Genomic DNA, 24,364 nt, shown 5'->3' with positions numbered 1-24,364 from the left:
TTCGTACCCGGTCTGTCAGACGGACCGCACCGAATGCCGCGCATTGTAGCCGCAAGGGGGAGCCATGACACCTAGCCGATTCGATACGCCGAGCGGCGAATCAGCCCGATCACCGGCAAGAGACCGACCAGCACCAGCATCAAGGCCGGCAACGAGGCCCGCGCCCACTCCCCTTCGCTGGTCATTTCGAAGATCCGCACCGCCAGCGTGTCCCAGCCGAACGGGCGCATCAGCAAGGTCGCGGGCATTTCCTTGAGCACATCGACGAACACCAGCAATGCGCCACTCAAGACACCGGGCAGCAGCAGTGGCAGATACACTTTGCAAAAAAGTAGTGGCCCACTGACTCCAAGGCTGCGAGCGGCTTCGGGCAAGGCTGGCCGAATGCGCGCCAGACTGTTTTCCAACGGGCCATAGGCCACGGCGATAAAGCGCACCAGATAGGCCAGCAGCAGGGCCGCCAGACTGCCCAGCAACAACGGCTTGCCCGCCCCGCCCAACAGCCGCATGACCAGCACCCGGTCCAGATAGCTGAATGCGAGCATGATCGACACCGCCAGCACGGAACCCGGCAGGGCGTAACCGAGATTGGCCAGGCTGACTCCGGAGCGAATGGCCCGGGTGGGGGCCAGCCGCCGGGCAAAAGCCAGCAGCAGGGCTACGCCGACGGTGATCAGGGCCGCCATGACGCCCAGGTACAGGCTGTGCAGGATCAACCCGGTGTAACGCTCGTCGAGATCGAAACGGCCACGTTGCCAGAACCAGGCCAGCAGTTGCAGCAGTGGGATGACAAAGGCGCAGGCGAACACCAGCAGGCACCAGGCGCTGGCCGCCAAGGCCTTGATCCCACGCAGTTGATAGAGCGCCTGGCCGCGCGGACGTTCATTGCCCGTGCGCACGGCTCCACGGGCACGGCGTTCGCCGTAGAGCACCAGCATCACCGCCAAAAGCAGCAGACTGGCCAGCTGCGCCGCGCTGGAAAGGCTGAAGAAGCCGTACCAGGTCTTGTAGATGGCGGTGGTAAAGGTGTCGAAGTTGAACACCGCGACCGCACCGAAATCGGCCAGGGTTTCCATCAGCGCCAGGGCCACGCCGGCACCGATGGCCGGACGTGCCATGGGCAGCGCCACCCGCCAGAACGCCTGCCAGGGCGATTGCCCGAGCACCCGGGCAGCTTCCATAAGGCCCTTGCCTTGTGCCAGGAAGGCGCTACGCGCCAACAGGTAGACGTAAGGGTAGAAGACCAGCACCAGAACCAGGATCACCCCGCCGGTGGAACGTACCCGGGGCAGGCGCAGACCGCTGCCGAACCACTCGCGCAACAGGGTCTGTACGGGGCCGGCGAAATCCAGCAGGCCGACGAAGACGAACGCCAGGACATAGGCCGGGATGGCGAAGGGCAGCATCAGGGCCCAGTCCAGCCAGCGCCGGCCGGGGAACTCGCAGAGGCTGGTGAGCCAGGCGAGACTGACGCCGAGCAGGGTGACGCCGGTGCCGACGCCCAGCACCAGCGTCAGGGTGTTGCCCAACAGGCGCGGTAGCTGGGTATCCCAGAGGTGGGACCAGATCTGCAGGTCGATCGACTGCCAGGACAACAGCAGCACGCTCAGTGGCAGCAATACCAGGCTGGCGACGGCGAAAACTGGAAGGTACCAGCGGCGTTGAGCGGAATGGGCCAAGGGGATTCTCAGAGCAAAGGGATACGGCACCTACCTGTGGCGAGTCGGCTTGTCGGAACGCCGCACCGCCACGCTCGGCTGCGCAGCAGACGCAAAACCTGCAGTCGCGCTATGTCAGCCAGAACACGCTTGCGGGTTTCAGGGCCGCTTCGCAGCCCGGCGCGGGCAAGCGCGCTCGCCACAAGAGGGCATGTCGCCAGGACTTGTGTGTTTGCTCAGTTCCAACCAGCGCGATCCATCAGACGGATCGCCTCAGCCTGACGCTTGCCGGCGATCTCCACCGGCAAGGTATCGGGCGCGAACCGTCCCCAACTCGCCACTTCCGCCGACGGCGCTACCGCCGGGTTGGCCGGGAACTCCTGGTTCACGTCGGCAAAGATGCGCTGCGCCTCGGGAGTGGTCAGCCACTCCACCAGGGCCTTGGCCGCTTCTGGATGCGGTGCGTATCGGGTCAGGCCGATGCCCGATAGATTCACATGCACGCCGCGATCACCCTGGTTCGGCCAGAACAGTTTGACCGCCAGATTCGGCTTCTGCTTGTGCAGACGACCGTAGTAGTAGGTGTTGACGATCCCTACATCGCACTGCCCGGCATTGATCGCCTCGAGTACGGCGATGTCGTCGGAGAACACATCGGTGGACAGGTTGCCGACCCAGCCCTTGAGTATCTGCTCGGTCTTCTCGGCGCCATGGACTTCGATCAGCGTAGCGGTCAGCGACTGGTTATAGACCTTCTTCGCCGTGCGCAGGCACAGGCGGCCTTCCCACTGCTTGTCGGCCAGTGCTTCATAGGTGCTCAGGTCGGACGCTTTCACCCGCTCGGTGGAATACGCCAGGGTCCGCGCGCGCAGGCTCAGACCGGTCCATTGATGACCGGACGAACGGTATTGCAGCGGGATATTGGCGTCGATCAGCTTGGACGTGAAGGGTTGCAGGATACCCATCTGCTCAGCCTGCCAGAGGTTGCCGGCATCGACGGTGAGCAGCAGGTCGGCGCTGGCATTTTCACCTTCGGCCTTGATCCGCTGCATCAGCGGCGCTTCCTTGTCGGTGATGAACCTGATCTTGACCCCGGTCTTTTCGGTGTAGGCGTCGAAGACCGGTTTGATCAGTTCGTCGATGCGCGAAGAGTAGACCACCACTTCGTCGGCCGCGTGAGCGGGGCCGGCCATAAGGAAAAAGGCCAGGGCGGTCAGTAGACGCTTCGGTGCCAGCATGGGAGCGGGTTCTCGATTACGAAATGAGCGCGAAATGATAGTGACTCACATTTCGCTTCTCAAACCTAACCCGAGACGGAGGAGTTACCAGATGTTGCACGGGTAACCGGCAGGGAGACCGCGTTATCGTTCATCGCGGGCAAGCTTGCTGCAAGGACCGCGTTTCAACGCACCGACGAAGGGTCCCGTGAGGCCGTCAAAAGCTTCGCGGGCAAGTCCTGCTCCTACAATCCAGTGTCGCGCAAAAAGGCTGTGAACCCCACAAAACTGTAGAAGTCAGCTTGCTGGCGATAGCGTCTGCACAAGCGATGAAGGGCCCCAGGCCCTCATCGCCGACAAGCCGGCTTGTGTCTGACTTCAGGTCTTGCGCCAGACACTCGCCAGCCACGGCTGCTGCTCACGCGGCAGCCCGGCGGGGCGATAGTAATGTTCCAATTCAACGAAGCCCGCCGCTGTCAGCAGTGCCCGCCAGGCTTCCAGGTCGTGGTATGAGCCATAACGCTCGCCGTTCCAGCCTTCCTGGTTGTCCCCGCGCGGATTGGAGCTGAACAGCACACCGCCGGGCTTGAGCGTGGCATGCAACTGCCCGAGCACCCGTGGCAACTCCTGACGTGGAACATGGAACAACACCGCGTTGGCGAACACCCCGTCAAAGCGCTCGGATGGCAAGTCGAGTTCAAGGAAGTTCTGCCGCAACACCTCACAACCGCTATCGTCCCGAGCCATCTGCGCAAAGCGCTCGGAACCGTCGAGGCCAACCGCGATATGGCCCATGCGGGTGAAAGTTCGCAAATCCCGCCCCGGACCACAGCCGAAATCCAACACGGTAAACGGCGCCGAACCCTGGATATGCCGCAACAGCGCATCGATGTTCTGGCTCACATCGTGGTCGCGGGTGCCTTCGCGGAAACTCTCGGCACTGCGGTTGTAGTGACCGAGGGTGGTGGAAGCAATCTGTTCGAGGTCGCTGGGGCCGAGGGTTTTCATTGAGGTCTGCGCGGGCTGGTGTGGATGTCCCGAATATATCACCCTGCCCTTTGATGCGGCGCCTGTGATATCGCCTTCGCGGCGGTGCGGCGAAGGGGCCCGCCCCGACAACAAATACCTCAACGCTTGTTCAGCACCCGCGCCAAGCGATCCCCACCCAACTGAATCACCGCCACCAGAATCACCAACAGTACGATCACGGTCAGCATCACCTGGCTGTCGAAGCGCTGGTAACCGTAGCGATAGGCGATATCCCCCAAGCCGCCAGCACCAATGGCACCGGCCATGGCCGAGGAGTTGATCATGGTCACCAGGGTGATGGTGAAACCACCGACAATCCCTGGCAACGCCTCGGGCAACAGCACATGCCAGACGATATGCCAGCGCCGGCAACCCATGGCCTGGGCCGCTTCGATCAAGCCATGATCGACCTCGCGCAGGCTCACCTCGGCGATCCGCGCAAAGAACGGCGTGGCGGCGATGGTCAGCGGCACCACGGCGGCCCACACGCCATAGGTGGTGCCGACGATCAACCGGGTAAAGGGAATCAGCGCCACCATCAGGATCAGGAACGGGATCGAGCGGAACAGATTCACGAACGCCCCCAGCATCCGGTTCAACGCGGGCGCCGCATAGATCCCGCCCTTGCCGCTGGTGACCAGGATCACCGCCAACGGAACGCCCAGCAACAAAGCGATCAACGACGACACGCCAACCATCAGGAAGGTGTCGATCACCCCCTGCCACAAACGATCAAGCCACATAGCCCAGCACCTCCACCCGTTGCGCCCAACGCCCGGCCCGCAGACGCAGTTCCTCGACCCCCAGCGATGAGCCACTCACCGCCAGCAACAACTGCCCCAGCGCATGCCCCTGAATCCGCTCGACAGCGCCCTGCAGCAAGCGCACGCGCCCGCCGAGGGCACTGAACAGCGCCGCCAGGTCCGGCTCCTCGGCAACGCCGCCGGTCAATTGCAAGCGCAGCACCAGCGCCGAATCCGATGACTCGGGCCAGGCCTGCAAGCGCTCTTGCAGCTCCGCTGGCAAGGCGTGCTGCAACGGCGCCAACAAGGTCCGGCTGACCTCATGCCGAGGCTCGCCGAAGACCTGCCAGACCGGCCCCTGCTCGACCACCCGGCCATGCTCCAGCACCACCACCCGATCACAGATCTCGCGGATCACCGCCATCTCATGGGTGATCAGGACAATGGTCAGGCCCAGGCGCTGATTGATCTCGCGCAGCAAGCCAAGGATCGATTGGGTGGTTTCCGGGTCCAGCGCCGAGGTGGCCTCGTCACACAGCAGGATCGCCGGGTCATGGACCAGCGCCCGGGCAATCCCGACTCGCTGTTTCTGCCCACCGGACAACTGCGCCGGGTAGGCCTTGTGCTTGTCCCGCAGGCCCACCAGCTCCAGCAGTTCGCGCACCTTCTGTTCACGTTGCAATTTCGGCACCCCGGCCACTTTCAACGGCAACTCGACGTTCTGCCAGACCGTCTTGGCCGACATCAGGTTGAAGTGCTGGAAGATCATGCCGATGCGTCGACGCAGTTCCACCAAGCGATTTTCGTCGAACTCGCCGATGTCGACCTGGTCGATCAGCACCCGCCCGGCACTCGGTTGTTCCAGGCGGTTGATGGTGCGGATCAGCGAAGATTTGCCCGCACCGCTGCGGCCAATAATGCCGAACACTTCGCCACGCTGGATCGCCAGGTCGATGCCTTGCAAGGCGTTTACCGGACCCTGTTGGCCATCGTAGGTCTTGCCCACGCCGATAAAGCGCACGTGGGCCCGATTGAGCTCGGGATGCAGCTCGGTCTGCTCCGCGCTGCGCGGCGTTGCCTCAGATGGGCGCTGGAGATTGACGACACTCATATCAGCCTTCCCAACCGGCCTGGTACAGCTTGCCATGGGCCTTGTCCAGGGCGGCGCGCACCACTGGCGAGTGCTGGTAGATATCGACGAACTTGATCAGCCGTGGGTCGGTTTTCTCTTTCGGCTGGATCACGAACTGGATCACGTACTCCTTGTGATCGAGGCCGTCGAACAGCAACGCGGAGCCGGCATCGAAGGTCTTCGCCAGGCGGATATAGGCCGGGTAGCCCTGGACCAGATCGGCGTCGTCGTAGGCGCGCACCAGTTGCACGGCTTCGACCTGGAGGATCTTGAGCTTCTTCGGGTTGCCGATGATGTCCTCTTCGGTGGCTTTGTAACCGACGCCAGGTTTCAAGGTGATCAGCCCGGCCTTGGCCAGCAGTTGCAGGCCACGGCCGCTGTTGATCGGGTCGTTGGCGATGGCCACGCTGGCGCCTTGCGGCAGTTCGTCGAAGCTTTTGTATTTTTTCGAGTAGAGACCGACGTTGTTGATGATCCCCGGGGCAAAGGGCACCAGGTCGAAACCGGCGGCGGCCTTGGCGTTTTCCAGGAAAGGGATGTGCTGGAAGTAGTTCACGTCGATATCGCCAGCGGCGAGACTGACGTTCGGCGCGATCCAGTCGCTGAACTCCACCAGCTCGACTTTCAGGCCCTGTTTGCCGGCCTCTTCGACGGCGGCTTCCAGGGGGATGGCGAAGGCCGCGGTGGTGCCGACCTTGAGCGGAGCGTCGGCGGCGGCGGCCACGGCGCTGAAGAGACCGAGGGCCAGGACCAGTGCTTTGACTGGTGGGGTAAGGCGTGTTGTTTTCATGATGGGTTTCCAGTCAATCATACGGATTATGAGATTTCACTTGTGGCGAGCGGGCTTGCCCGCGCTGGGGCGCGAAGCGGCCCTGAACCCGGCGAATGCGGTCTCTCAGGCAGACCGAGAGGACCGCCTTTGCGACTGCTTCGCAACCGAGCGTGGCGGTGCTACAGGGACCTTGTCAGTCAGGAATATGGCGATAGCCCGCTCCAGCGTGCTGCCCAGGCAGATGCGCCTCAGCGTGAAACAACTTTTCGCGCAAGGTCCCACCGTCATAAGCAGTCTTGTACGACCCGCGCCGCTGCAACTGCGGAATCACCAGCTCGATAAAATCCACATAGCTTTCCGGGGTGACGATGCGCGTCAGGTTGAAGCCGTCCAGCCCGGTTTCGGCGATCCACGACTCCAGCTCATCGGCCACCTGTTCGGGCGAGCCGACCACGGTGAAATAGCGCCCGCCCAAGGCGTGCTGTTCGAGCAACTTGCGCCGGGTCCAGTCATTGTTCTGCAGGTTTCTGGTCGCCGACTGGATCGCGTTGCTCTTCACATACTGGATCGGTTCATCCAGTTCGTACTCGGCGAAATCGATCGCGGTGGACGCGGAAAAATGCGCCACCCCGGCCTCCGCGCTGGCATACCCGAGGTACTCGGCGTGCTTGGCCCAGGCTGCCTCCTCGGTCTCGCCGACAATCACGTTCAGGCCCATGAACACCTTGATGCCATCAGGCTCACGTCCGGCCGCCACCGCGCTGGCGCGCACCTTGTCCACCTGAACCTTGGTCGCGGCCTTGTTCTGCCCACTGATGAACACGCACTCGGCATGCCGCCCGGCAAACTCCAGGCCACGCTCCGAACTGCCGGCCTGGAACAACACCGGCGTGCGCTGCGGCGACGGCTCGCAGAGGTGATAACCCTCGACCTGATAGAACTCGCCGGCGTGCCGCACCTTGTGCACTTTCTCCGGTTGGGCATAGATCCGCCGGGCCGGATCGTTGAGCACCGCATCGTTTTCCCAACTACCTTCCCAGAGCTTGTAGAGCACCTCCAGGTACTCGTCGGCCTGGTCGTAGCGCCGGTCGTGCTCGACCTGCTCCTTGAGTCCCATGGCCCGGGCGGCACTGTCGAGGTAACCGGTGACGATATTCCAGCCGACCCGCCCGCGACTCAGGTGGTCGAGCGTCGACATGCGCCGGGCGAATAGATACGGCGCCTCATAGGAGAGGTTGGCGGTCAGGCCGAAACCGAGGTTTTTCGTCACCGCCGCCATGGCCGACACCAGCAGCAGCGGATCGTTGACCGGCAACTGGATCGACTCTCGCAGCGGTACGTCCACCGAGCCCTGGTACACGTCGTAGACCCCGACGATATCGGCGATAAACAGGCCGTCGAATAAGCCGCGCTCCAACAACCGCGCCAATTCGGTCCAGTATTCCAATGTCTTGTACTGGGTCGAATTGTCCCGCGGATGGGTCCACAAGCCGTGGTTGATATGCCCGATGCAATTCATGTTGAAGGCATTGAGCAGGATCTTTTTCTTCGCCATCAGATGGTCCCCCGCAGTGGCGGGTTTTGCGCATTGAGGTAATAGTTGCCCACCGCGTGGTACTTCCAACGCACCGGATCGTGCAGGGTGTGTACCCGCGCGTTACGCCAGTGACGATCCAGGCCGTGTTCGGCGAGCGTGGCCTGGCTGCCGGCCAGTTCGAACAGGCTGCTGCCGGCGGCCAGGGAGATTTCGGTGCTGATGGCCCGCGCCTCGGCAACTGCGATCGAGGCCGCCGCCACGGTCTCGGCGTTGGTTTCGGCCTGGGCCCGGTCGAGGTATTCGCCGGCCCGTTCCAGCAAGGCCTCGGCGGCGTGCAGCCGAACGCTCAGCTGACCGAGGCTCTTGAGGGTCAACGGATCTTCGGTGGCCTGGTCACTACCGGCATCGATCCACGGACGGGTGCGGGTGCGGACAAAGTGCAGGGTGTCTTCATAGGCGGCGCGGGCAATACCGGTGTCGATGGCCGCATGGAGAATCTGCGCCAGCGGGCCAACCGGGGTCGGACGCTCGAAGGCACTTTGAAAAGGGATCACGTCGGCGGCGGCGACATAGACGTCTTCGAACACCACCGAACCACTGCCGGTAGTGCGCTGGCCAAAACCGCTCCAGTCGTCGATCACGTTCAGGCCTCTGCTATCGCGCGGCACAAAGGCCAACTGCTGGACGCCCTGCTCATCCACCACCGAGGTCGGAATGCGCTGGGCATACAAGGCCCCGGTGGCGTAGAACTTGCGCCCGTTGATGCGGTAGCCGTCGCCATCCCGACGCAGGCTGGTGATACGGTCGTGGGCGGTCTTGGTGCCCAGTTCGGCCAGTGCATTGCCGAAGCGTCGGCCAGCCAGTACCTCGGCATACAGACGTTGCTTCTGCGCCTCGCTGCCGTTGACCCGCAGCACTTCCAGGGCATAGAAATGATTCTGTGGTATCTGCCCCAGGGACGCATCGGCCTCGGCGATCAGTTGCGTGACCCTGGCCAGGGTGACGTTGGACACCCCGGCGCCGCCATAGGCCTTCGGCACGCTGATGCCCCAGAGGCCGGAGCGGGAAAACACTTCCAGCTCGGCCAGCGGCAGACGCCGTTCACGGTCGCGCAGGACGCTGTCGCGCTTGAAATCCTCGGCCAGGTCGCTGGCCACGATCAGGGCTTGCTCGTCGCTGCCGATGACCGCGACGTATTGAGAAAGAGTCATGTACTTCTCCAGAGGTCCGGTCGTCAAATCCAGGAATGCCGGGCCGGCAAGCTGCCGTTCAGGCGATAGGCGCCGACGGCGTGATACTTCCAGCGCACCGGGTCGTGCAGGGTGTGCACGCGGGCATTGCGCCAGTGGCGATCGAGGTTGAATTCGGCCAGGGTCGCGCGGCTGCCGGCCAGCTCGAACAACTTCTCGCTGGCGAGCAAGGCGATTTCGGTGGTGAGGACCTTGGCCTCGGCCACGGCAATCGAAGCCCGCGCGGCCGCGGCGGCATCCACCGGCCCGGCGCTGACCTGGTCGAGCACCTGCCCGGCCTTGCGCAACAGCGCTTCGGCGGCGTGCAGCTCGATTTTCAATTTGCCGATATCGGCAATCACGTAGAGGTCGTCACTGGCACGCTCGACCTTGGCATCGATCCATGGCCGCGAACGCTCGCGAACAAAGGCGATGCTGTCGTCGATGGCCCCACGGGCAATGCCCGCGTCGATGGCCGCCTGGATCAGTTGCGAGAAGGCACCCTGGATATTCGGCACCTCGCCCTGGCGCCAGTTGTCGATGACGTCATCCGCTTCCACCCGCACCTTGTTCAGCAACACCGTGCCGCTGGCGGTGGTGCGCTGGCCGAAGCCCGACCAGTCGTCGACGATGCGCAAGCCCGGCGTGCCGCGCCGGACGAAGGCCATGACCTGCCGACCCTCATCGTTGATCGCCTTGACCGCCACCCAGTGGGCGAACAGCGCGCCGGTGGAATAGAACTTCTGCCCGCTGATGACGAAAGCATCGCCGTCGGCGCTGATCCGGGTCTTCAGTTCCAGGGTATTCCGCGTGCCGCGTTCAGGCCCGGCGTTGCCGATGCGCCAGCCCTCCAGCACGCTCTGGAACAGCTGTTTTTTCTGGCGCTCGGTGGCGGTGCCGTGGAGCAACTGGAGAATGCCGAACTGGTTCTGCGGGATCTGCCCGAGCGCCGGATCGGCGGCGGAAATGATCGCGAAGACCTCGGCCACGGTAACGAATGAAACCTGCGGACCGCCGTACTCACGGGGAAGGGTGATGCTACCCAGGCCGCTGCGGGTGAACTGCTCGATCTCGACCCATGGCAGCTTGCGCTGACGGTCGCGGCGCGCAGCCTGCCCGCGAGCGGCCTCGGCCAACTCACGGGCGGCCTGCAGGGCTTCGGCATCGTTGCGCAGTACCCGGGCCGGCAGCAACGGCGGGGCAATATCCAGGTCGCTCTGGACCTGTGCTTCCTGCAAGTTAGACATCAACGCCACTCCGTGGCGTGCGCAATGCCCTGGCGATCCGCACGAGGGTGACTGTGTTCCTGACCATACCGACCTCATCTCTCTTAGGAAGCGTCGCGAAAGCGCGACGCCATCGAAATCAAACAAGTCCGGTGGTCCGGTTCATATACCCTAAACGCGTATAAAAATTAAATAAACTAACTTTTGGGAATATGCATAGAAGGTCCGCTTCTCAGCCCCGGCAGGGTTGGGCAAGCTTCGCCAAAGCCGGGCGTGGGGCTCTGATGTAGTGCCGGGCGCTGCCGACCCTGAGCCGCCTTACCGGGGCCCAGCGGGAGTTGTTGCCGACGCGGTCGATCACGCAGTAGGTCAGATCCAGGCCACTGTCCTCGCCGGCTTCCTGGATCACCGCGGGCGGCACGAAGACCCTGACCGGCTTGCCGATGTCCTCGCCGGCGAGCTTGGGCAGGTCCAGGCGCACATCGCCCCAGAGCAAGGTGATTTCGTCCTCGGCGGCCATGTTCAGATAGGGCGCCAGGGTCAGCGGCACCCCCCGACGCATCTGGCTCGGGTTGACCCCATAACGCTGGATCGGCGCGGGGATGATCAGCGGCGCCAGCCCCTGGTTTTCCTCGCCGAAGGGCTGGCCACCAGGGCAAGCGAGTTTGACCGGCACCTTGAGCCGACGTGAGCAGGCGCCACTGCTGCCCACGTGCAGGACCCGATAGTGAACCCGCGCCAGCCCCTCCAGCACGAAACTCTCCGGCACCCGCAAATTGAGCGACTGGCCGACATCATCCGCCGACACCTGCCGGGCCGTGACATAACAACCGTCCCAGAACAACTCGATCAGGTCGCCCTCTTCCATGCCGACGTAGGGTCGGATGACAATCGACAACTGTGCGGCGGCCAACAGACCGATACCACGCCCATGGGCCTGGGGAACGACAGGCGGCGCCAGCCGCAGGGTTTCCTGAAAACGAGTCATGAAAAAATCCTTTTTGTGGGGTGACGAAAAGTCCAACGTGCAGGCACGGGCCTGGGCCGCATAAACAACCGTTGTCCTTGAACCTCAATAGGCGTCCTTACCGTCGCAAATTCTGGAAGGCGCACGCGCAGTCCGGCAAACAGTTGGCCGAAACGTGCATACGGTCCTGATAACGTCGTGCAGGTTGTGAAGTGCAGCTAAGAGTTTTGCAGAGAGGGTGTCAAGCCATTAAACGGTCATGACGAAGTTCGCCCGAAAATTCGGACACTTCCTACTTTCACTGTCTTTACAGTGGAAAAATTCACGGGAAAATCGGTAGTCAATAGTTAATACCCAAGACCCGAGAAATAACTATACGAGACCGCCGTACTCTTTCCCTGAGTACGCCCTATTATTTAAGAAATGTCCTACGTATTGCCCAGAAACTTACTGAGAAACTGCCGGGTACGCTCTTCCTTGGGGTGGGCAAACAGCGCCTTGGCCTCACCTTGCTCGACGATCACGCCCTTGTCGAAAAAGATCACCCGATTGGCCACATCCCGGGCAAAGCCCATTTCGTGGGTGACAATCACCATGGTGCGTTTTTCTTCGGCCAGGCCACGGATGGTTGCCAACACTTCGCCCACCAGCTCCGGGTCGAGGGCCGAGGTCGGCTCGTCGAACAGGATCACCTCCGGCTCCATCGCCAACGCGCGGGCAATCGCGACCCGTTGTTGCTGGCCACCGGACAACCTGCGCGGGTAGGCGTCTTCCTTGCCCGCCAGGCCGACCTTGGCCAGCAGCTTGCGCCCCAGGGCGAGCGCTTGGTCGCGCGGCATCTTCTTGACCACCAGCGGGCCTTCGATGACGTTTTCCAGCGCCGTGCGGTGCGGAAACAGGTTGAAGTTCTGGAACACGAAGCCGACCTGCTGGCGTAGCTTGCGCACCAGACCCTGCTGCTGGTTCAGCGGACGGCTGCCATCGATTTCGATGTCGCCGACCTTGATCCGGCCACTGCTGGGTTCCTCGAGGAAGTTCAGGCAACGCAAGAAGGTGGTCTTGCCGGAACCGCTGGGACCGATGATGGCCACCACCTCGCCGGGCTCGACCGTCAGGTCGATGCCGTTGAGCACGGTCTGTCCATTGAATTGCTTGGTCAGGTTTTCAACCACGATCATGCTTCAAGACTCCTGGTCATGCCGATTGACCCGCGCTTCCAGACGGTTCTGCAAGTGTGCGAGCAGGCTGGCGAGGACCCAGTAGATCAGGGCGGCGGCAAGATACATGGTGAAAATTTCAAAGGTCCGGGCGGTAATCAGCTGGGCCTGGCGGAACAGCTCCGGGACCTGGATGGTCGCGGCCAATGCCGTGTCCTTGACCAGGGAAATGAAGCTGTTGCCCAACGGCGGCAGGGCAGTGCGCGCGGCTTGCGGCAAAATCGCCCGGCGCAGGGTCTGCGCCCGCGTCATGCCGATGCTCGCCGCCGCTTCCCACTGGCCGCGCTCGATCGAACTGATGGCGGCCCGAAGGATTTCACAGGCGTAGGCCGCCATGTTCAGCGAGAAGCCGATCAGCGCGGCGGGCAGCGGGTCCAGCTCGATGCCCATTTGCGGCAGTCCGTAATAGATCACGAACAACTGGACCAACAGGGGTGTGCCGCGAAAGAACGACACATAGACCCTGGCGATCCCGCTTACCAGCTTGAAGCGCGACAGCCGCATCAAGGCCAGGCCGAAACCCAGCAGCAAACCGAAGAACATGCCACCCAGGCTGAGGATGACCGTGTAGTACGCGCCCTGGAGCAGAAAGGGCGCGGAGTCCAGCGCAAGCTGAAAAGCTGCTTCCATTATTGGGTGACGTCAGCGTTGAAGTACTTTTCCGACAGCTTCTTCAGAGTGCCGTCGGCGCGCAGTTCGTCGATGGCCTTGTTCACCGCGGCCAGCAACTCGGGTTCGCCTTTGCGCAAGGCGATACCGGCTTCCTGGCGGGAGAATGGTTCGCCGGAGACGGCCAGCGTGTCGTTGGTTTTCTTGATCAGTTCGAAGGCCGCCAGGCGGTCGACCAGGATCGCGTCGATACGGCCTACGCGCAGGTCCTGATACTTGGTCGGATCATCATCGTAGGTCTTGATCACAGCTTTTGGCACATTGTCCTTGAGCCACTGTTCATAGTTGGTGCCCAGACCGACACCGACCTTGTGGCCCGCCAGATCCTGGGCGGTCTTGAACTTGTCGGCGTCTTTCTTCTGCACCAGCGCCTGGATACCGGAAATAGTGTACGGCTCGGAGAAGTCATACTTCTTCTTGCGCTCTTCGGAGATGGTCACCTGGTTGATCACCGCATCCAGGCGCTTGGACTCCAGGGCGGCGAGAATGCCGTCCCATTTGGTCGGTTGCAGCTTGACCTTCACCCCGAGCTTTTTCGCCAGGGCTTCGGAGAATTCGACTTCGAACCCAGCCAGCTTGCCGTCGGCACCGACGAAGCTGAACGGTGGGTAGGTACCTTCCAGGCCGACGTTGATCGTGCCGGCCTTCTTGATATTGTCCAGTTGCTCACCGGCAAAAGCCTGGCCGAGCATACCGGCACCGAGTACCAAGCCCAGGCTGCCGACCAGCAGACGCTTGCGAAATGCGGAAATATTCATGACGAGCCCCGTGTGTATTCTTATGGGAGAGAACGCGAATCTGACGCCCTGAAGAGCTGCGTCAATCCTGCCTTAAAGCAGCGCTGGCGTCTCGCGCCAAATCGCCTGCGCCACGACTATAGCGAGCGCTTTTTATTCTATAAAATAATAAAAAACTATTTATATATTCAATTTTAACCACCCTTGATAGCGCTATCGCCAGCAAGCTGGGCTCCTCTACAGGAGCCGTGCTCGCTTCACTATCAAGGTTGGCTTAAAGCATAGCGTTATAGGCGAACAACGCCGGCGCCCCGCCGGTGTGCAGGAAGATGATCGGGCCATCCTCGAAACGCTGGCGGCCAATGCCATCGAGCAGACCGGCCATGGCCTTGCCGGTGTAGACCGGGTCGAGCAGGATGCCTTCCTGGCTGGCCAGCAGCTTGACCGCCGCCAGCGTCCCCGCATTCGGCTCGCCATAACGGGGCGCGAAATATTCGTCCCAGAGTTCGACCTTGAAGCTGGCCGGTACCGCTACCCCCAGCAACTCGGCCGTGCGCTCGGCCAGGCCCTGCACCTTGGGCCGTTGCGCCTCGTCGCTGCGCGACACCGTCACACCGACCACCGGCAAGCCCGGCAGCGCCTCGCTCAAGGCCAGGGCCAGGCCGCTGTGGGTCCCGGCACTGCCGGAAGCCAGCACCACCGCGGCAAACGCCAGCCCGCTGTCTTCGATCTGCGCCGCCAGTTCGAACCCGGCCCGCACATAACCCAGCGCGCCCAGAGCGTTGGAGCCACCAATCGGCACCAGGTACGGCTTCTTGCCGTTGCCGCGCAGGCGCTCGGCCAGGGCCTGCAACTGCTCGTCGGCATTGTCCAGGTTGTCCACCAACTCGACCCGGGCGTCGAACAGGTCCAGCAACAAGCGGTTGCCGTTGCCCAGGTAGTTGACGTCCTCGGTGCCAATGGGATTCTCCAGCAGAGCCACGCAGCCCAGTCCGAGACGCGCCGCCAGGGCCGCCGTCTGGCGCACATGGTTGGACTGGATGGCGCCGGCGGTGATCAGCGTATCGGCGCCGACCGCCAGGGCATCGGCCCCCAGGTATTCCAGCTTGCGCAGCTTGTTGCCGCCCAGGGCCAGGGGGGTCAGGTCATCGCGCTTGATGTAGATATCGCGGCCCACCCACGCCGACAGGCGTTCGAGCTTTTCCAGAGGGGTGGCCTGGGCCAGGAGTTCCAGACGGGGAAAACGGGCAAGCTGTTGTTTGATCATGGGTCCGAGCTGACTGTAGAAGATGCCTGGACTATAGGCAGCGGCTTTTCACCAGGCAACTGTCATTCGCTTATGCCGGAAAGTTCTGAGACAAGCACCATTCGTTCTTAATTGCCGTTTACGCCAGTGCCGTAAAGTGGAAGCCATACAGGCGACCCGATGGGCCGGTCGCCCAGCCGGAGATTTGATCGTGAGCGAGCGTTCCAGCCATTGGCAACTACAGACCATCGTCAGCCAGTTGCGCGGCGCCCGGGATGAGTGGCGCAGCCGTAACGGCCGGGTCAGCGACGAACAAGGGGGCCGTGAGCTGCCGTCGCGCCAGGCCATGGCCGAGATTCTCGAATCACTCTGCGGCGCGCTGTTTCCCATGCGTCTGGGACCGGTGGATCTGCGCGAGGAAAGCGAGGACTTCTACGTCGGCCACACCCTCGACGCCGCTCTCAATGCCCTGCTGGCCCAGGCCCGCCTGGAACTGCGCTACGTGGCGCGGCATGGCGGCGAGTCGGACCGCGAGGTCCAGGCCAAGGCCGTGCAATTGATCCAGGATTTCGCCATGGCCTTGCCAGGACTGCGCCGATTGCTCGACACCGACGTGCTGGCGGCCTACCACGGCGACCCGGCGGCGCGCAGCGTCGATGAAGTGCTGCTGTGCTACCCAGGCATTCTCGCGGTGATTCATCACCGCCTCGCCCACCACCTGTATCGGGCGGGATTGCCGTTGCTGGCGCGGATCAGTTCGGAAATCGCCCACTCGGCCACCGGGATCGATATTCACCCCGGAGCGCAGATCGGCGGCAGTTTCTTTATCGACCATGGGACCGGCGTGGTGATTGGTGAAACCGCGATCATCGGCGAACGAGTACGGATCTACCAGGCGGTGACCCTGGGCGCCAAGCGCTTCCCGGCGGACGAGGACGGCCAGTTGCAGAAGGGCCATCCGCGTCACCCCATTGTCGAGGACGATGTGGTGATCTACGCCGGGGCGACCATCCTCGGGCGCATCACCATCGGTCGTGGCGCCACCATCGGCGGCAATGTCTGGCTGACCCGCAGCGTGCCGGCCGGTTGCAACCTGACTCAGGCCAACCTGCAGCAGCATGAGGAGGGAACGCAGCGCTGACGCCCTCCGGTGCGCCGACATCCGGGTTGGAATACGATGGTGAGTGGCTTGCCGGCGATGAGGCCAGTAGGCCCCACATCGATCTTGCGGCCGCCTTCGCTGGCAAGCCAGGTTCAGGTTCTGTGCCTTACGCGAAAGCCAATGACAACGTCAGCCTGGAAATCGGCCATGGCGACCAGCACCCATTCATCTACCAGGTGCGTTGAGCGCTTGGTTCAGGCATCGTCCAGCACCATGAACAAGGCCATGGTGACGGCCGGCAGGCCGAACACCGCCAGCCCGATCATCAACTCCGAAAGGAGGCTCTGGTGGGCGGTGAGCACCCCGATGGCACCATTGATGATCGTCGCCAGCAACCACATGCCGAGAAAGCCGGCACCGAGGATCTGCCGACTGATGCCCAGGCGCTGGCCGAAGAACAGCGTGCCGCCGAGCAGGATCAGGCCGATGGCGAGGATGATCGCGGTGTGCATGGCGTGTCCTCCAGGGCTGTGTGTCCGTCAGCCCCAATGCTGATGGGTAGGAGCCGGCTGGCTGGCGATGAGGCCAGTTGCCCAATCGGCCGCTGTCGCCAGCAAGCCGGCTCCCCCAGGTTAGTATCCAAGCGGACTGACCGGTACGGGCGCCTGCCCGCGAAGGCCATTCTGAACGCCACACAGCACTGCCCCTGACGCTCGTCCCTTACTAACACTGTAGATCGAAACCAAGCCCGTCAACGCTCGGCAATCAAGGATGCAGGCGCAGATCAGACCAGACCACCATTGGCGCGCAGGATCTGGCCGTTGACCCAGGCGGCGGCCGGGCTGACCAGGAAGGACACCACGCTGGCGATGTCTTCCGGCTGACCGAGACGCTCCAGCGGTGGCATCTTGGCGAAGGTCTGGATCTGCTCTTCACTCTTGCCATACAGGAACAGTTCAGTCGCCACCGGGCCGGGAGCCACGGCATTGACGGTGATCTGGCGACCACGCAGTTCCTTGGCGAACACCTGGGTGAAGGACTCCACCGCCGCCTTGCTGGCGATATACACCGCGTAGCCGGGCAGATTCAGGCCCACGGTACTGCTGGAGAAGTTGACGATACGGCCACCGTCATTCATCCGCGTCGCGGCTTCGCGCAGGGTATTGAAGGTGCCACGGGTGTTGATGGCAAAGGTCTGCTCGTACAGCTCGTCACTGTGCTGGGCCAGGGGCATGACCTTGAGGATGCCGGCGTTGTTGACCAGCACATCGACCTTGCCCAGTTGCTGCTCGGTTTCGTCGAACAGCCGGGTGACATCGGCGGAACTGGCGACATCGGCCCTGACCGCTATGGCCTGGTGACCGGCCTGGCGCAGCTCCACCACCAGCGCCGAGGCTTCGCTGGCGCTGCTGGCATAGTTGATGGCGACGGCAAAACCTTGCGCCGCCAGTTGGCGGGCGATGACGGCACCGATGCCGCGTGAGGCGCCGGTGACAATGGCAACTTTCCGAGTCTGGGTAGTCATGTCGAATCTCCTGGGGTGTGAATGGGGGTGGAGCCAATTTCACATGTTTACCCGGAGGGATAAATGCACGATAGTTGGCTTGACTATTCAATAATCACCAACAATCAACGGCAACGGAGCGCCCATGGACCAAGTCAAGGCCATGAAGGTTTTTGTCCGGATCTACGAGCGCAGCAGCTTCACCCTGGCCGCCGAAGACCTGAACCTGCCCCGCGCGACCCTGACCCACACCCTGAATCAGTTCGAGGCCTGGCTCGGCACCCGGCTGTTGGAGCGTAGCACCCGCCGCGTCCGCCCGACCCTGGACGGCGAGGCCTATTACCGACGCTGCGTGCAGCTGCTCGCGGAACTGGAAGAAGCCGAACTGGCGTTCCGCTCGGTGGCGCCCAAGGGCCGCTTGCGGGTGGACTTGCAAGGCACGCTGGCGAGGTATTTCGTGGTCCCGGCACTACCGCGGTTTCTCGAACGCTACCCGGACATCGATGTCTCGATGAGCGAGGCCAGCCACTTTATCGACCTGATCGCCGAGGGTGTGGACTGCGTGCTGCGCTCGGGCAATCTCGGCGACTCATCGCTGGTCGGCCGGCGTGTCGCCAACTTGCGCCAGGTGACCTGCGCCAGCCCGGCCTACCTGCGCAAATATGGCGAACCGCGGAGTCTCGCGGACCTGAGCCGGCATCAAGGCGTGAACTACGTTTCCAGGACCACCGGCAAATTGTTCCCGTTCGAATTCAGCGAAGCCGGCGAGTTACGCGAAGTGCCCCTGGCGGGCCGAGTGTCGGTCTTCGGCGCCGAGATCTATGCCGCGGCGGCCGTCTCCGGGCTGGGGCTGATCCAGGTCCCGCATTACCGGGTGGCAGAGCAGATCGGCCAGGGTTTGCTCAAGGAGGTCCTGCCGGACCATCCACCACCGCCGATGCCGGTATCGGTGCTCTATCCGCAAAACCGGCACATGTCACCACGGGTGCGGGTGTTCGTGGACTGGATCAGCGAGATCTTTGCCAAGGCCGTGTAGGCGCATGAAAGGTTTCAGCAACGGATAGAACCGCTGTCGGCTGTGGTCTGAGTTCGGCGTATGCTGGACAACTTCGCTGAAACTGCCCACCGAGAGAGGATTCGATGACTTACCAAGCTGCCGAAAACCGCTACGACTCCATTCCCTACCGCCGCGTCGGACGCAGTGGGCTGGTACTGCCGGCGCTGTCTCTGGGCCTGTGGCACAACTTCGGCGACAGCACGCCGATCGACACCCAGCGCGCCCTGTTGCGCACCGCCTTCGACCTGGGCATCAACCACTTCGATCTGGCGAACAACTATGGCCCGCCCTACGGCAGCGCCGAGATCAACTTCGGCCGCCTGCTGCGCGAAGACTTCAAGCAGTATCGCGATGAACTGATCATCTCCAGCAAGGCCGGTTGGGACATGTGGCCCGGCCCTTACGGCCAGGGCGGCGGTTCGCGCAAATACGTGCTCGCCAGCCTCGACCAGAGCCTGCAACGGCTGGGTCTGGACTATGTGGATATCTTCTATTCGCACCGCTTCGACCCGGACACCCCGCTGGAAGAAACCGCCAGCGCCCTGGCCACGGCCGTGCAGCAAGGCAAGGCGCTGTATATCGGCATCTCGTCGTATTCCGGGGTGAAAACCCGTGAGATCGCCACTCTGCTCCAGGAGTGGAAAGTCCCGCTATTGATTCACCAGCCGGCCTACAACCTGCTCAATCGCTGGGTGGAAAAGGACCTGCTGGATACCGTCGAGGAGCTGGGGACCGGGGTGATTGCCTTTACCCCCTTGGCACAAGGTCTGCTGACCGACAAATACCTCAACGGTATCCCGAAGGATGCGCGGGTCAATCGTCCGGGCGGCGGCTCGTTGCAGGCCTCGCACTTGTCCGAGGCCAATATCGCGCATGTGCGGGGGCTGAATGAGATCGCCCGGCGTCGCGGCCAGAGCCTGGCACAATTGGCGCTAGCCTGGACATTGCGCGACCCACGGGTGACCTCGGCGCTGATCGGCGCGAGCCGGCCGGAGCAGATCATCGAGAACGTCGGCGCACTGAAGAACCTGAGTTTCACCCGGGAAGAACTGGCGGAGATTGATCGCTTTGCCCAGGAAGGCGGGATCAATTTGTGGGAAAAACCGTCGACGGCGGAGTGATTACCGCGCTTGCATCAGGTTGAGTCCGAGGAGGACTTGCGCACGCTCCGTTGCGCGGTACTCTTTCATCGGTGCCGTTACGATTGTTAACGTGAAACGCCCCCTGTAGGAGCCAGCTTGCTGGCGATGCGATCTGACAGTCGACATCGCCTGATAAATCGCTATCGCCAGCAAGCTGGCTCCTACAGGGTTCGTGGCGTTTTCAAGCGCTCACAGCCTTGGCAAGCCCAGTCAAGAGCCTGACCGCCGGGATTTGCCGGATGCCAGGCGGACGACTACTTTGATCAGGTTGTACAACGGATCTTTTTTACCCGAGGGGACTCCAAGCATGGATGCCAATGGCCGGATTCGACGGCCACCTCACTACAAGGAAAGTACCTATGCTCCAGGCAAATGCGCCGGAAAAGCTTGATCCCCAGGACATCGTGAAACTGCTGGTGGCCCTGCGCCGGGCGGTGAAAGCCCAACCAAACGAGCACGCTCCCCAGCCGTAATTGCAAGAACGCCAGTCGACGCTCGATTGCCGGCGATTGCGCTCGGATAGTCGATACATGACTTGCGGGCCTCATCGCTGCGATGCGCTGTCCCGACAAGCCGGCGCCTACAGGGGGGCCACGCCGAACAAAGGATCTCAGACGAGACAAAATAGAAAACGCCGATGCGGGTCACGCATCGGCGTTGAAACGTTGCACGGGTTATCCGCCCATCAGAACGCCGGCAAGACCGAGCCTTTGTACTTCGCGGCGATGAACGCTTTCACTTGCGGGCTGGTCAAGGCCTTGGCCAGTTTCTGGATAGCGTCGCTGTCCTTGTTGTCCGGACGGGCCACCAGGAAGTTCACGTAAGGCGAGTCGGCACCTTCGATCAGCAATGCGTCCTTGGCCGGGTTGAGGCCCGCTTCCAGCGCATAGTTGGTGTTGATCATATCCAGGTCGACCTGATCCAGTACCCGTGGCAGCAGAGCCGACTCCAGTTCCTTGAACTTCAGGTGCTTGTCGTTCTTGACGATATCTTTCGGGGTCGACAGCGCATTGGTCGGGTCTTTCAGAGTGATCAGACCGGCTTTCTGCAGGAGCAGCAGTGCACGGCCACTGTTGCTACCTTCGTTCGGAATCGCCACGGTGGCGCCATCTTTCAGATCGGCCAGGCTTTTGACTTTCTTCGAGTACCCGCCGAAAGGCTCGACGTGCACGCCGATCACGGTGACCAGGTTGGTACCCTTGCCTTTATTGAAGCCATCCAGGTATGGCTTGGTCTGGAAATAGTTGGCGTCGAGGTGTTTCTCGGCCACCTGGGTGTTCGGTTGCACATAGTCGGTGAACACCTTGATTTCCAGGTCCACGCCTTCCTTGGCCAGGGCCGGCTTGATCAGCTCGAGGATCTCGGCGTGGGGGACCGGCGTCGCGGCCACCACCAGCTTCTCGCCGGCCTGGGCCAGACCTGCCGTCAACGCGGCCGCCAATGCGGTAAACAACAGAACCTTTTTCATGCAGTGTCCTTATCGAAAATCACGGGTGTCATCGACGACAGCCTTGAGAGAGGTGCCAGCAAAGTGATATCGCTGGCGTGGAACAGAAGATACCGATATTTTTTATTCCAGAAAAATATCTTTTATTCATCTTCATATTCCATTTTGTTCATACAGTACTGACGCGGTACTGCCTTGTGGGAGCGGTGCTTGTGTGGGAGCGGTGCTTGCCCGCGAATGAGACGACGCGGAGCCTCAGGCGCACCGCGTTATCGTTCTTCGCGGGCAAGCTCCGCTCCCACGGGATCCGCACCCGACTCCAATAGAGCTGCACCCTATTCCCTCCGGGCCCGGACCCTACTCCCATGAAATCTTCGCCCTACTCACGCAAGCGGGCCTCATACAGCGCTGTCCAAAAGGCGTTTCAGCTGAGCCAGCTCCTCGGCGGAACTGCTGCCGATAAATTGCTCGATAAGGGCCAGCGGTACCGGCAGGTTCAAATGCGCCGGCAGGATCTCGTCGCCGCTGCTGACCAGCAAGGCAAAATGAATGACATTCTCCAGCTCCCGGGTGTTACCCGGCCAACTGTGCCGCTCCAGGGCACGCTGGGCACTTTCACTGATCAGCGGCACCGACAGGCTCAGACGCTGGCTGTAAATGCCGAGAAAATACTCGGCCAGGGGCAGGATATCGCCGACCCGTTCGCGCAACGCCGGCAACTCCAGTCGACCTTCGCTGAGGTAGTGATACAGCCGTTCATGGAATTTGCCGACCGCCACCGCCTGGGCCAGGTCGATGCTGGTGGCTGCCACCAGGCGTACATCTACCGGACTCGGTTGCGGCGCTCCGACCCGGGTGACCTCGTGATTCTCCAGCGCGGCGAGCAACTTCACCTGGATCGGCAGCGGCAGGTCGCCAATCTCGTCCAGATACAAGGTGCCGCCGTTGGCCGAACCAAACCAGCCGGCGCGACTGCTGGCCGAGCCGCTGTAGGCCCCGGCGGCATAACCGAACAGCTCGGCGTCGGCGTAGGTCGGGCTGATGGCACCGCAGTTGACCGAAACGAACAACCCGCTCCGGTCACTGGCGCGGTGGATATGCCGGGCGAGCAGCTCCTTGCCGGTCCCGGTCTCGCCACGGATCAATACCGGCAGCGCCTTGGGCGCCAGCGTTTCGAGCTCTTCACGCAGTTGTCGCGAACGCGGATCGACGAACACCAGCGCCTTGGCCCGAATGCTCAGCGGGCTCTTTTCGGCATCGGGAAAGGTCAGCAATGGCTGACCGAAAGATTCATACAGGCTCATGGCAGGCTCCCGCCCCAAACCGCTGACCGGCGGGGGACGTTCAAGCAAAAGAAAGATTCAGGCGCGACGCAGGGAATGCCGTTCCATTCGGGTTTGCAGGCGGTACAGGTAGGCAAAACCCTGTTCCCAGCGCTGATGGCCGGACTTCACGTTGATATGCCCGGCACCGCTGAGGATGCTCGCTTGCGCGCCCCAGTCGCGGGCCAGCTCCAAGGTGCGCTGGGCACTGATGGCGGCGTCGTTGTCGGAAGCGACGATCTGGCTCGGGAACGGCAACAGGTCGCTCGGGATCGGCGCAAAGTTACGCAAGGCCGGGGCGCAGGCGCGACGCTCGACATCGGCCGGGGCCACCAGCAACGCACCACGGACCTGACGCAGCAGGTGCAGCGGCGCCGTTTGCGCCCAATGGGCGACGGTGATGCACCCCAGGCTGTGGGCGATCAGGATCACCGGCGTGTCGTCAGCCGCAATGGCTTCGGCCAGGGCCGCCACCCAGTCCTCGCGGCGTGGCGTCAGCCAGTCGGCCTGTTCCACCCGCGCGCTATTGGGCAGGCTGTGCTGCCAATGGGTTTGCCAATGATCTTCTGGCGATCCTTGCCAGCCCGGCACGATCAGATAACGAATCGACTCGTTGCGCATGGGGTACACCTCCTCCAGCGTTTGCGTTCCGGATCGAGTATAGAGAGGAGAGTTATATTCGTTAAGGAATAAGAAGCTATTTATTAAGACCATAAAGAAATATACGGTCAATCCCCCGTGGCGAGTGGGCTTGCCCACGCTGGGGGGCGAAGCGCCCCCAAAACCGGGGATCCCAACAGCTGCCGCGACATCGACAACAACACGGATAACCAAGAAACAAAAAGGCGGATACGGATGACCGAAAGATGAAAACTTCAAACAGAAATAACACGCTTTTTATTATTAGCGAGAACAACAAAACATACCGCCAGGACTTCAAGCGGATGAGTGGAAACCTCCACCCATTCGCTTGTTGGCCTGGCAGTACAACGTGTTGCCTTTATTACTGTTTGACGAACTCGCCGCCCAGACCGACCACTTGGCCGTCAAAGGTGGTGCGCGATCCGCTGGCTCTCAGTTTCCCGTAGTTGTGATCGGGAGAGAAAGCCGCGTAGGTGACGTAGCCATGACCATCGTTGTAGCCGGTGAAGGCGATGATCGTTGGCTGGCCGGTACTGTTCTGGAAGTGATAGTGGCCGGTCACGTTGTAGTTCACGCCGGCCTGGGTGATCTGCCCGCTGAACGAGCCGTTCGAGTCGTTGCCGTCGGTGACGACCAGTTTAGCGTCCGAATTGTAGCTTACATAAGTTCCATTGATGCTCGACATGATGCGTTCTCCTTATGTCGTTAATACACTCTTCCAATGAAAGTGAGTTCCTCCTGAAACTCACGACTTCCAGCATGGTTGGAC

General features: G+C 62.1%; 23 protein-coding genes. 3 read left to right on the top strand and 20 right to left on the bottom strand.

Annotation, left to right across the window (positions count from 1 at the left end; genetic code table 11):
• Positions 1-71: 71 nt before the first annotated feature.
• From PFEN_RS25340 to PFEN_RS25275, 14 genes are all read right to left on the bottom strand, one after another.
• Complete coding sequence (locus PFEN_RS25340; RefSeq protein WP_191489358.1) at positions 72-1,679, bottom strand: ABC transporter permease; 1,608 nt, start codon at positions 1,677-1,679, stop codon at positions 72-74.
• A 215-nt stretch (positions 1,680-1,894) separates the two neighbouring features.
• A complete protein-coding gene (locus tag PFEN_RS25335; RefSeq protein ID WP_191489357.1) occupies positions 1,895-2,896 on the bottom strand; it encodes an extracellular solute-binding protein in 1,002 nt (333 codons plus the stop codon).
• A 357-nt stretch (positions 2,897-3,253) separates the two neighbouring features.
• A complete protein-coding gene (locus PFEN_RS25330; RefSeq protein ID WP_191489356.1) occupies positions 3,254-3,883 on the bottom strand; it encodes a class I SAM-dependent methyltransferase in 630 nt (209 codons plus the stop codon).
• Positions 3,884-4,002: 119 nt separating this feature from the next.
• Positions 4,003-4,647 carry a methionine ABC transporter permease gene (locus PFEN_RS25325; protein ID WP_191489355.1) on the bottom strand — a complete coding sequence of 215 codons (645 nt, stop codon included), beginning with the start codon at positions 4,645-4,647 and terminating at the stop codon, positions 4,003-4,005.
• A complete protein-coding gene (locus tag PFEN_RS25320; RefSeq protein WP_191489354.1) occupies positions 4,637-5,758 on the bottom strand; it encodes a methionine ABC transporter ATP-binding protein in 1,122 nt (373 codons plus the stop codon). Before PFEN_RS25320 ends, PFEN_RS25325 begins: the two co-directional genes overlap by 11 nt.
• Before the next feature lies 1 nt (position 5,759).
• Positions 5,760-6,569, bottom strand: coding sequence for a MetQ/NlpA family ABC transporter substrate-binding protein (locus PFEN_RS25315; RefSeq protein ID WP_191489353.1), 810 nt, complete (start codon positions 6,567-6,569; stop codon positions 5,760-5,762).
• A 175-nt stretch (positions 6,570-6,744) separates the two neighbouring features.
• Complete coding sequence (locus PFEN_RS25310; protein ID WP_191489352.1) at positions 6,745-8,106, bottom strand: LLM class flavin-dependent oxidoreductase; 1,362 nt, start codon at positions 8,104-8,106, stop codon at positions 6,745-6,747.
• Positions 8,106-9,299: an SfnB family sulfur acquisition oxidoreductase gene (locus PFEN_RS25305; protein WP_191489351.1), complete on the bottom strand. Its 1,194-nt coding sequence runs from the start codon at positions 9,297-9,299 to the stop codon at positions 8,106-8,108. Before PFEN_RS25305 ends, PFEN_RS25310 begins: the two co-directional genes overlap by 1 nt.
• Positions 9,300-9,322: 23 nt before the next feature.
• Entirely contained in the window at positions 9,323-10,564 is a 1,242-nt protein-coding gene (locus PFEN_RS25300; protein ID WP_191489350.1) for an SfnB family sulfur acquisition oxidoreductase, read from the bottom strand.
• A 211-nt stretch (positions 10,565-10,775) separates the two neighbouring features.
• Complete coding sequence (locus tag PFEN_RS25295; protein WP_191489349.1) at positions 10,776-11,531, bottom strand: hypothetical protein; 756 nt, start codon at positions 11,529-11,531, stop codon at positions 10,776-10,778.
• A gap of 407 nt (positions 11,532-11,938) precedes the next feature.
• Entirely contained in the window at positions 11,939-12,688 is a 750-nt protein-coding gene (gene tcyN, locus PFEN_RS25290; protein ID WP_191489348.1) for an L-cystine ABC transporter ATP-binding protein TcyN, read from the bottom strand.
• Between the two features lie 3 nt (positions 12,689-12,691).
• Positions 12,692-13,357: a cystine ABC transporter permease gene (tcyL, locus tag PFEN_RS25285; RefSeq protein ID WP_191489347.1), complete on the bottom strand. Its 666-nt coding sequence runs from the start codon at positions 13,355-13,357 to the stop codon at positions 12,692-12,694.
• Positions 13,357-14,154, bottom strand: a complete 798-nt coding sequence (tcyJ, locus tag PFEN_RS25280) for a cystine ABC transporter substrate-binding protein (RefSeq protein ID WP_191489346.1) — start codon at positions 14,152-14,154, stop codon at positions 13,357-13,359. Before tcyJ ends, tcyL begins: the two co-directional genes overlap by 1 nt.
• Before the next feature lie 253 nt (positions 14,155-14,407).
• Positions 14,408-15,400 (bottom strand): D-cysteine desulfhydrase, encoded by a 993-nt coding sequence (locus tag PFEN_RS25275; RefSeq protein WP_191489345.1) that lies wholly within the window; start codon positions 15,398-15,400, stop codon positions 14,408-14,410.
• Between the two features lie 190 nt (positions 15,401-15,590).
• Here PFEN_RS25275 and epsC point away from each other — a divergent pair, with 190 nt between their 5' ends.
• Entirely contained in the window at positions 15,591-16,520 is a 930-nt protein-coding gene (gene epsC / locus PFEN_RS25270; protein WP_191489344.1) for a serine O-acetyltransferase EpsC, read from the top strand.
• A 215-nt stretch (positions 16,521-16,735) separates the two neighbouring features.
• Here epsC and PFEN_RS25265 read toward each other — a convergent pair whose 3' ends face one another.
• Both PFEN_RS25265 and PFEN_RS25260 read right to left on the bottom strand, forming a co-directional pair.
• Positions 16,736-16,993, bottom strand: coding sequence for a hypothetical protein (locus PFEN_RS25265; protein ID WP_191489343.1), 258 nt, complete (start codon positions 16,991-16,993; stop codon positions 16,736-16,738).
• A 272-nt stretch (positions 16,994-17,265) separates the two neighbouring features.
• Complete coding sequence (locus tag PFEN_RS25260) at positions 17,266-18,006, bottom strand: SDR family oxidoreductase (protein WP_191489342.1); 741 nt, start codon at positions 18,004-18,006, stop codon at positions 17,266-17,268.
• A gap of 124 nt (positions 18,007-18,130) precedes the next feature.
• Between PFEN_RS25260 and PFEN_RS25255 the strand changes: the two genes are divergently transcribed.
• Together PFEN_RS25255 and mgrA are read left to right on the top strand one after the other, a co-directional pair.
• Positions 18,131-19,021, top strand: a complete 891-nt coding sequence (locus PFEN_RS25255) for a LysR family transcriptional regulator (protein ID WP_191489341.1) — start codon at positions 18,131-18,133, stop codon at positions 19,019-19,021.
• A 104-nt stretch (positions 19,022-19,125) separates the two neighbouring features.
• Positions 19,126-20,163 (top strand): L-glyceraldehyde 3-phosphate reductase, encoded by a 1,038-nt coding sequence (gene mgrA / locus PFEN_RS25250; protein ID WP_191489340.1) that lies wholly within the window; start codon positions 19,126-19,128, stop codon positions 20,161-20,163.
• Positions 20,164-20,869: 706 nt separating this feature from the next.
• On the opposite strand, the gene PFEN_RS25245 is transcribed toward mgrA, so the two are convergent.
• From PFEN_RS25245 to PFEN_RS25230, 4 genes are all read right to left on the bottom strand, one after another.
• Complete coding sequence (locus tag PFEN_RS25245) at positions 20,870-21,652, bottom strand: MetQ/NlpA family ABC transporter substrate-binding protein (protein ID WP_191489339.1); 783 nt, start codon at positions 21,650-21,652, stop codon at positions 20,870-20,872.
• A 377-nt stretch (positions 21,653-22,029) separates the two neighbouring features.
• On the bottom strand, positions 22,030-22,935 hold the full coding sequence (locus PFEN_RS25240) for a sigma 54-interacting transcriptional regulator (protein ID WP_191489338.1): 906 nt from the start codon (positions 22,933-22,935) through the stop codon (positions 22,030-22,032).
• A gap of 57 nt (positions 22,936-22,992) precedes the next feature.
• Positions 22,993-23,574: an alpha/beta hydrolase gene (locus PFEN_RS25235; protein WP_191489337.1), complete on the bottom strand. Its 582-nt coding sequence runs from the start codon at positions 23,572-23,574 to the stop codon at positions 22,993-22,995.
• A gap of 382 nt (positions 23,575-23,956) precedes the next feature.
• Positions 23,957-24,280: a hypothetical protein gene (locus PFEN_RS25230; protein ID WP_191489336.1), complete on the bottom strand. Its 324-nt coding sequence runs from the start codon at positions 24,278-24,280 to the stop codon at positions 23,957-23,959.
• Between the last annotated feature and the right edge of the window lie 84 nt (positions 24,281-24,364).

It is taken from the genome of Pseudomonas sp. FEN, assembly GCF_904067045.1.
Taxonomy (GTDB): Bacteria; Pseudomonadota; Gammaproteobacteria; order Pseudomonadales; family Pseudomonadaceae; genus Aquipseudomonas.
The sequence above is the reverse complement of the archived record's forward strand: the minus strand, read 5'-3'. Positions and strand labels throughout refer to the sequence as shown.

Excerpts from the sequence above, each read along its gene's own strand:
- PFEN_RS25335 (WP_191489357.1), bottom strand. The coding sequence starts at position 2,896 with ATGCTGGCACCGAAGCGTCTACTGACCGCCCTGGCCTTTTTCCTTATG.
- PFEN_RS25330 (WP_191489356.1), bottom strand. The coding sequence starts at position 3,883 with ATGAAAACCCTCGGCCCCAGCGACCTCGAACAGATTGCTTCCACCACC.
- PFEN_RS25325 (WP_191489355.1), bottom strand. The coding sequence starts at position 4,647 with ATGTGGCTTGATCGTTTGTGGCAGGGGGTGATCGACACCTTCCTGATG.
- PFEN_RS25320 (WP_191489354.1), bottom strand. The coding sequence starts at position 5,758 with ATGAGTGTCGTCAATCTCCAGCGCCCATCTGAGGCAACGCCGCGCAGC.
- PFEN_RS25315 (WP_191489353.1), bottom strand. The coding sequence starts at position 6,569 with ATGAAAACAACACGCCTTACCCCACCAGTCAAAGCACTGGTCCTGGCC.
- PFEN_RS25310 (WP_191489352.1), bottom strand. The coding sequence starts at position 8,106 with ATGGCGAAGAAAAAGATCCTGCTCAATGCCTTCAACATGAATTGCATC.
- PFEN_RS25305 (WP_191489351.1), bottom strand. The coding sequence starts at position 9,299 with ATGACTCTTTCTCAATACGTCGCGGTCATCGGCAGCGACGAGCAAGCC.
- PFEN_RS25300 (WP_191489350.1), bottom strand. The coding sequence starts at position 10,564 with ATGTCTAACTTGCAGGAAGCACAGGTCCAGAGCGACCTGGATATTGCC.
- PFEN_RS25295 (WP_191489349.1), bottom strand. The coding sequence starts at position 11,531 with ATGACTCGTTTTCAGGAAACCCTGCGGCTGGCGCCGCCTGTCGTTCCC.
- tcyN (WP_191489348.1), bottom strand. The coding sequence starts at position 12,688 with ATGATCGTGGTTGAAAACCTGACCAAGCAATTCAATGGACAGACCGTG.
- tcyL (WP_191489347.1), bottom strand. The coding sequence starts at position 13,357 with ATGGAAGCAGCTTTTCAGCTTGCGCTGGACTCCGCGCCCTTTCTGCTC.
- tcyJ (WP_191489346.1), bottom strand. The coding sequence starts at position 14,154 with ATGAATATTTCCGCATTTCGCAAGCGTCTGCTGGTCGGCAGCCTGGGC.
- PFEN_RS25275 (WP_191489345.1), bottom strand. The coding sequence starts at position 15,400 with ATGATCAAACAACAGCTTGCCCGTTTTCCCCGTCTGGAACTCCTGGCC.
- PFEN_RS25265 (WP_191489343.1), bottom strand. The coding sequence starts at position 16,993 with ATGCACACCGCGATCATCCTCGCCATCGGCCTGATCCTGCTCGGCGGC.
- PFEN_RS25260 (WP_191489342.1), bottom strand. The coding sequence starts at position 18,006 with ATGACTACCCAGACTCGGAAAGTTGCCATTGTCACCGGCGCCTCACGC.
- PFEN_RS25255 (WP_191489341.1), top strand. The coding sequence starts at position 18,131 with ATGGACCAAGTCAAGGCCATGAAGGTTTTTGTCCGGATCTACGAGCGC.
- mgrA (WP_191489340.1), top strand. The coding sequence starts at position 19,126 with ATGACTTACCAAGCTGCCGAAAACCGCTACGACTCCATTCCCTACCGC.
- PFEN_RS25245 (WP_191489339.1), bottom strand. The coding sequence starts at position 21,652 with ATGAAAAAGGTTCTGTTGTTTACCGCATTGGCGGCCGCGTTGACGGCA.
- PFEN_RS25240 (WP_191489338.1), bottom strand. The coding sequence starts at position 22,935 with ATGAGCCTGTATGAATCTTTCGGTCAGCCATTGCTGACCTTTCCCGAT.
- PFEN_RS25235 (WP_191489337.1), bottom strand. The coding sequence starts at position 23,574 with ATGCGCAACGAGTCGATTCGTTATCTGATCGTGCCGGGCTGGCAAGGA.
- PFEN_RS25230 (WP_191489336.1), bottom strand. The coding sequence starts at position 24,280 with ATGTCGAGCATCAATGGAACTTATGTAAGCTACAATTCGGACGCTAAA.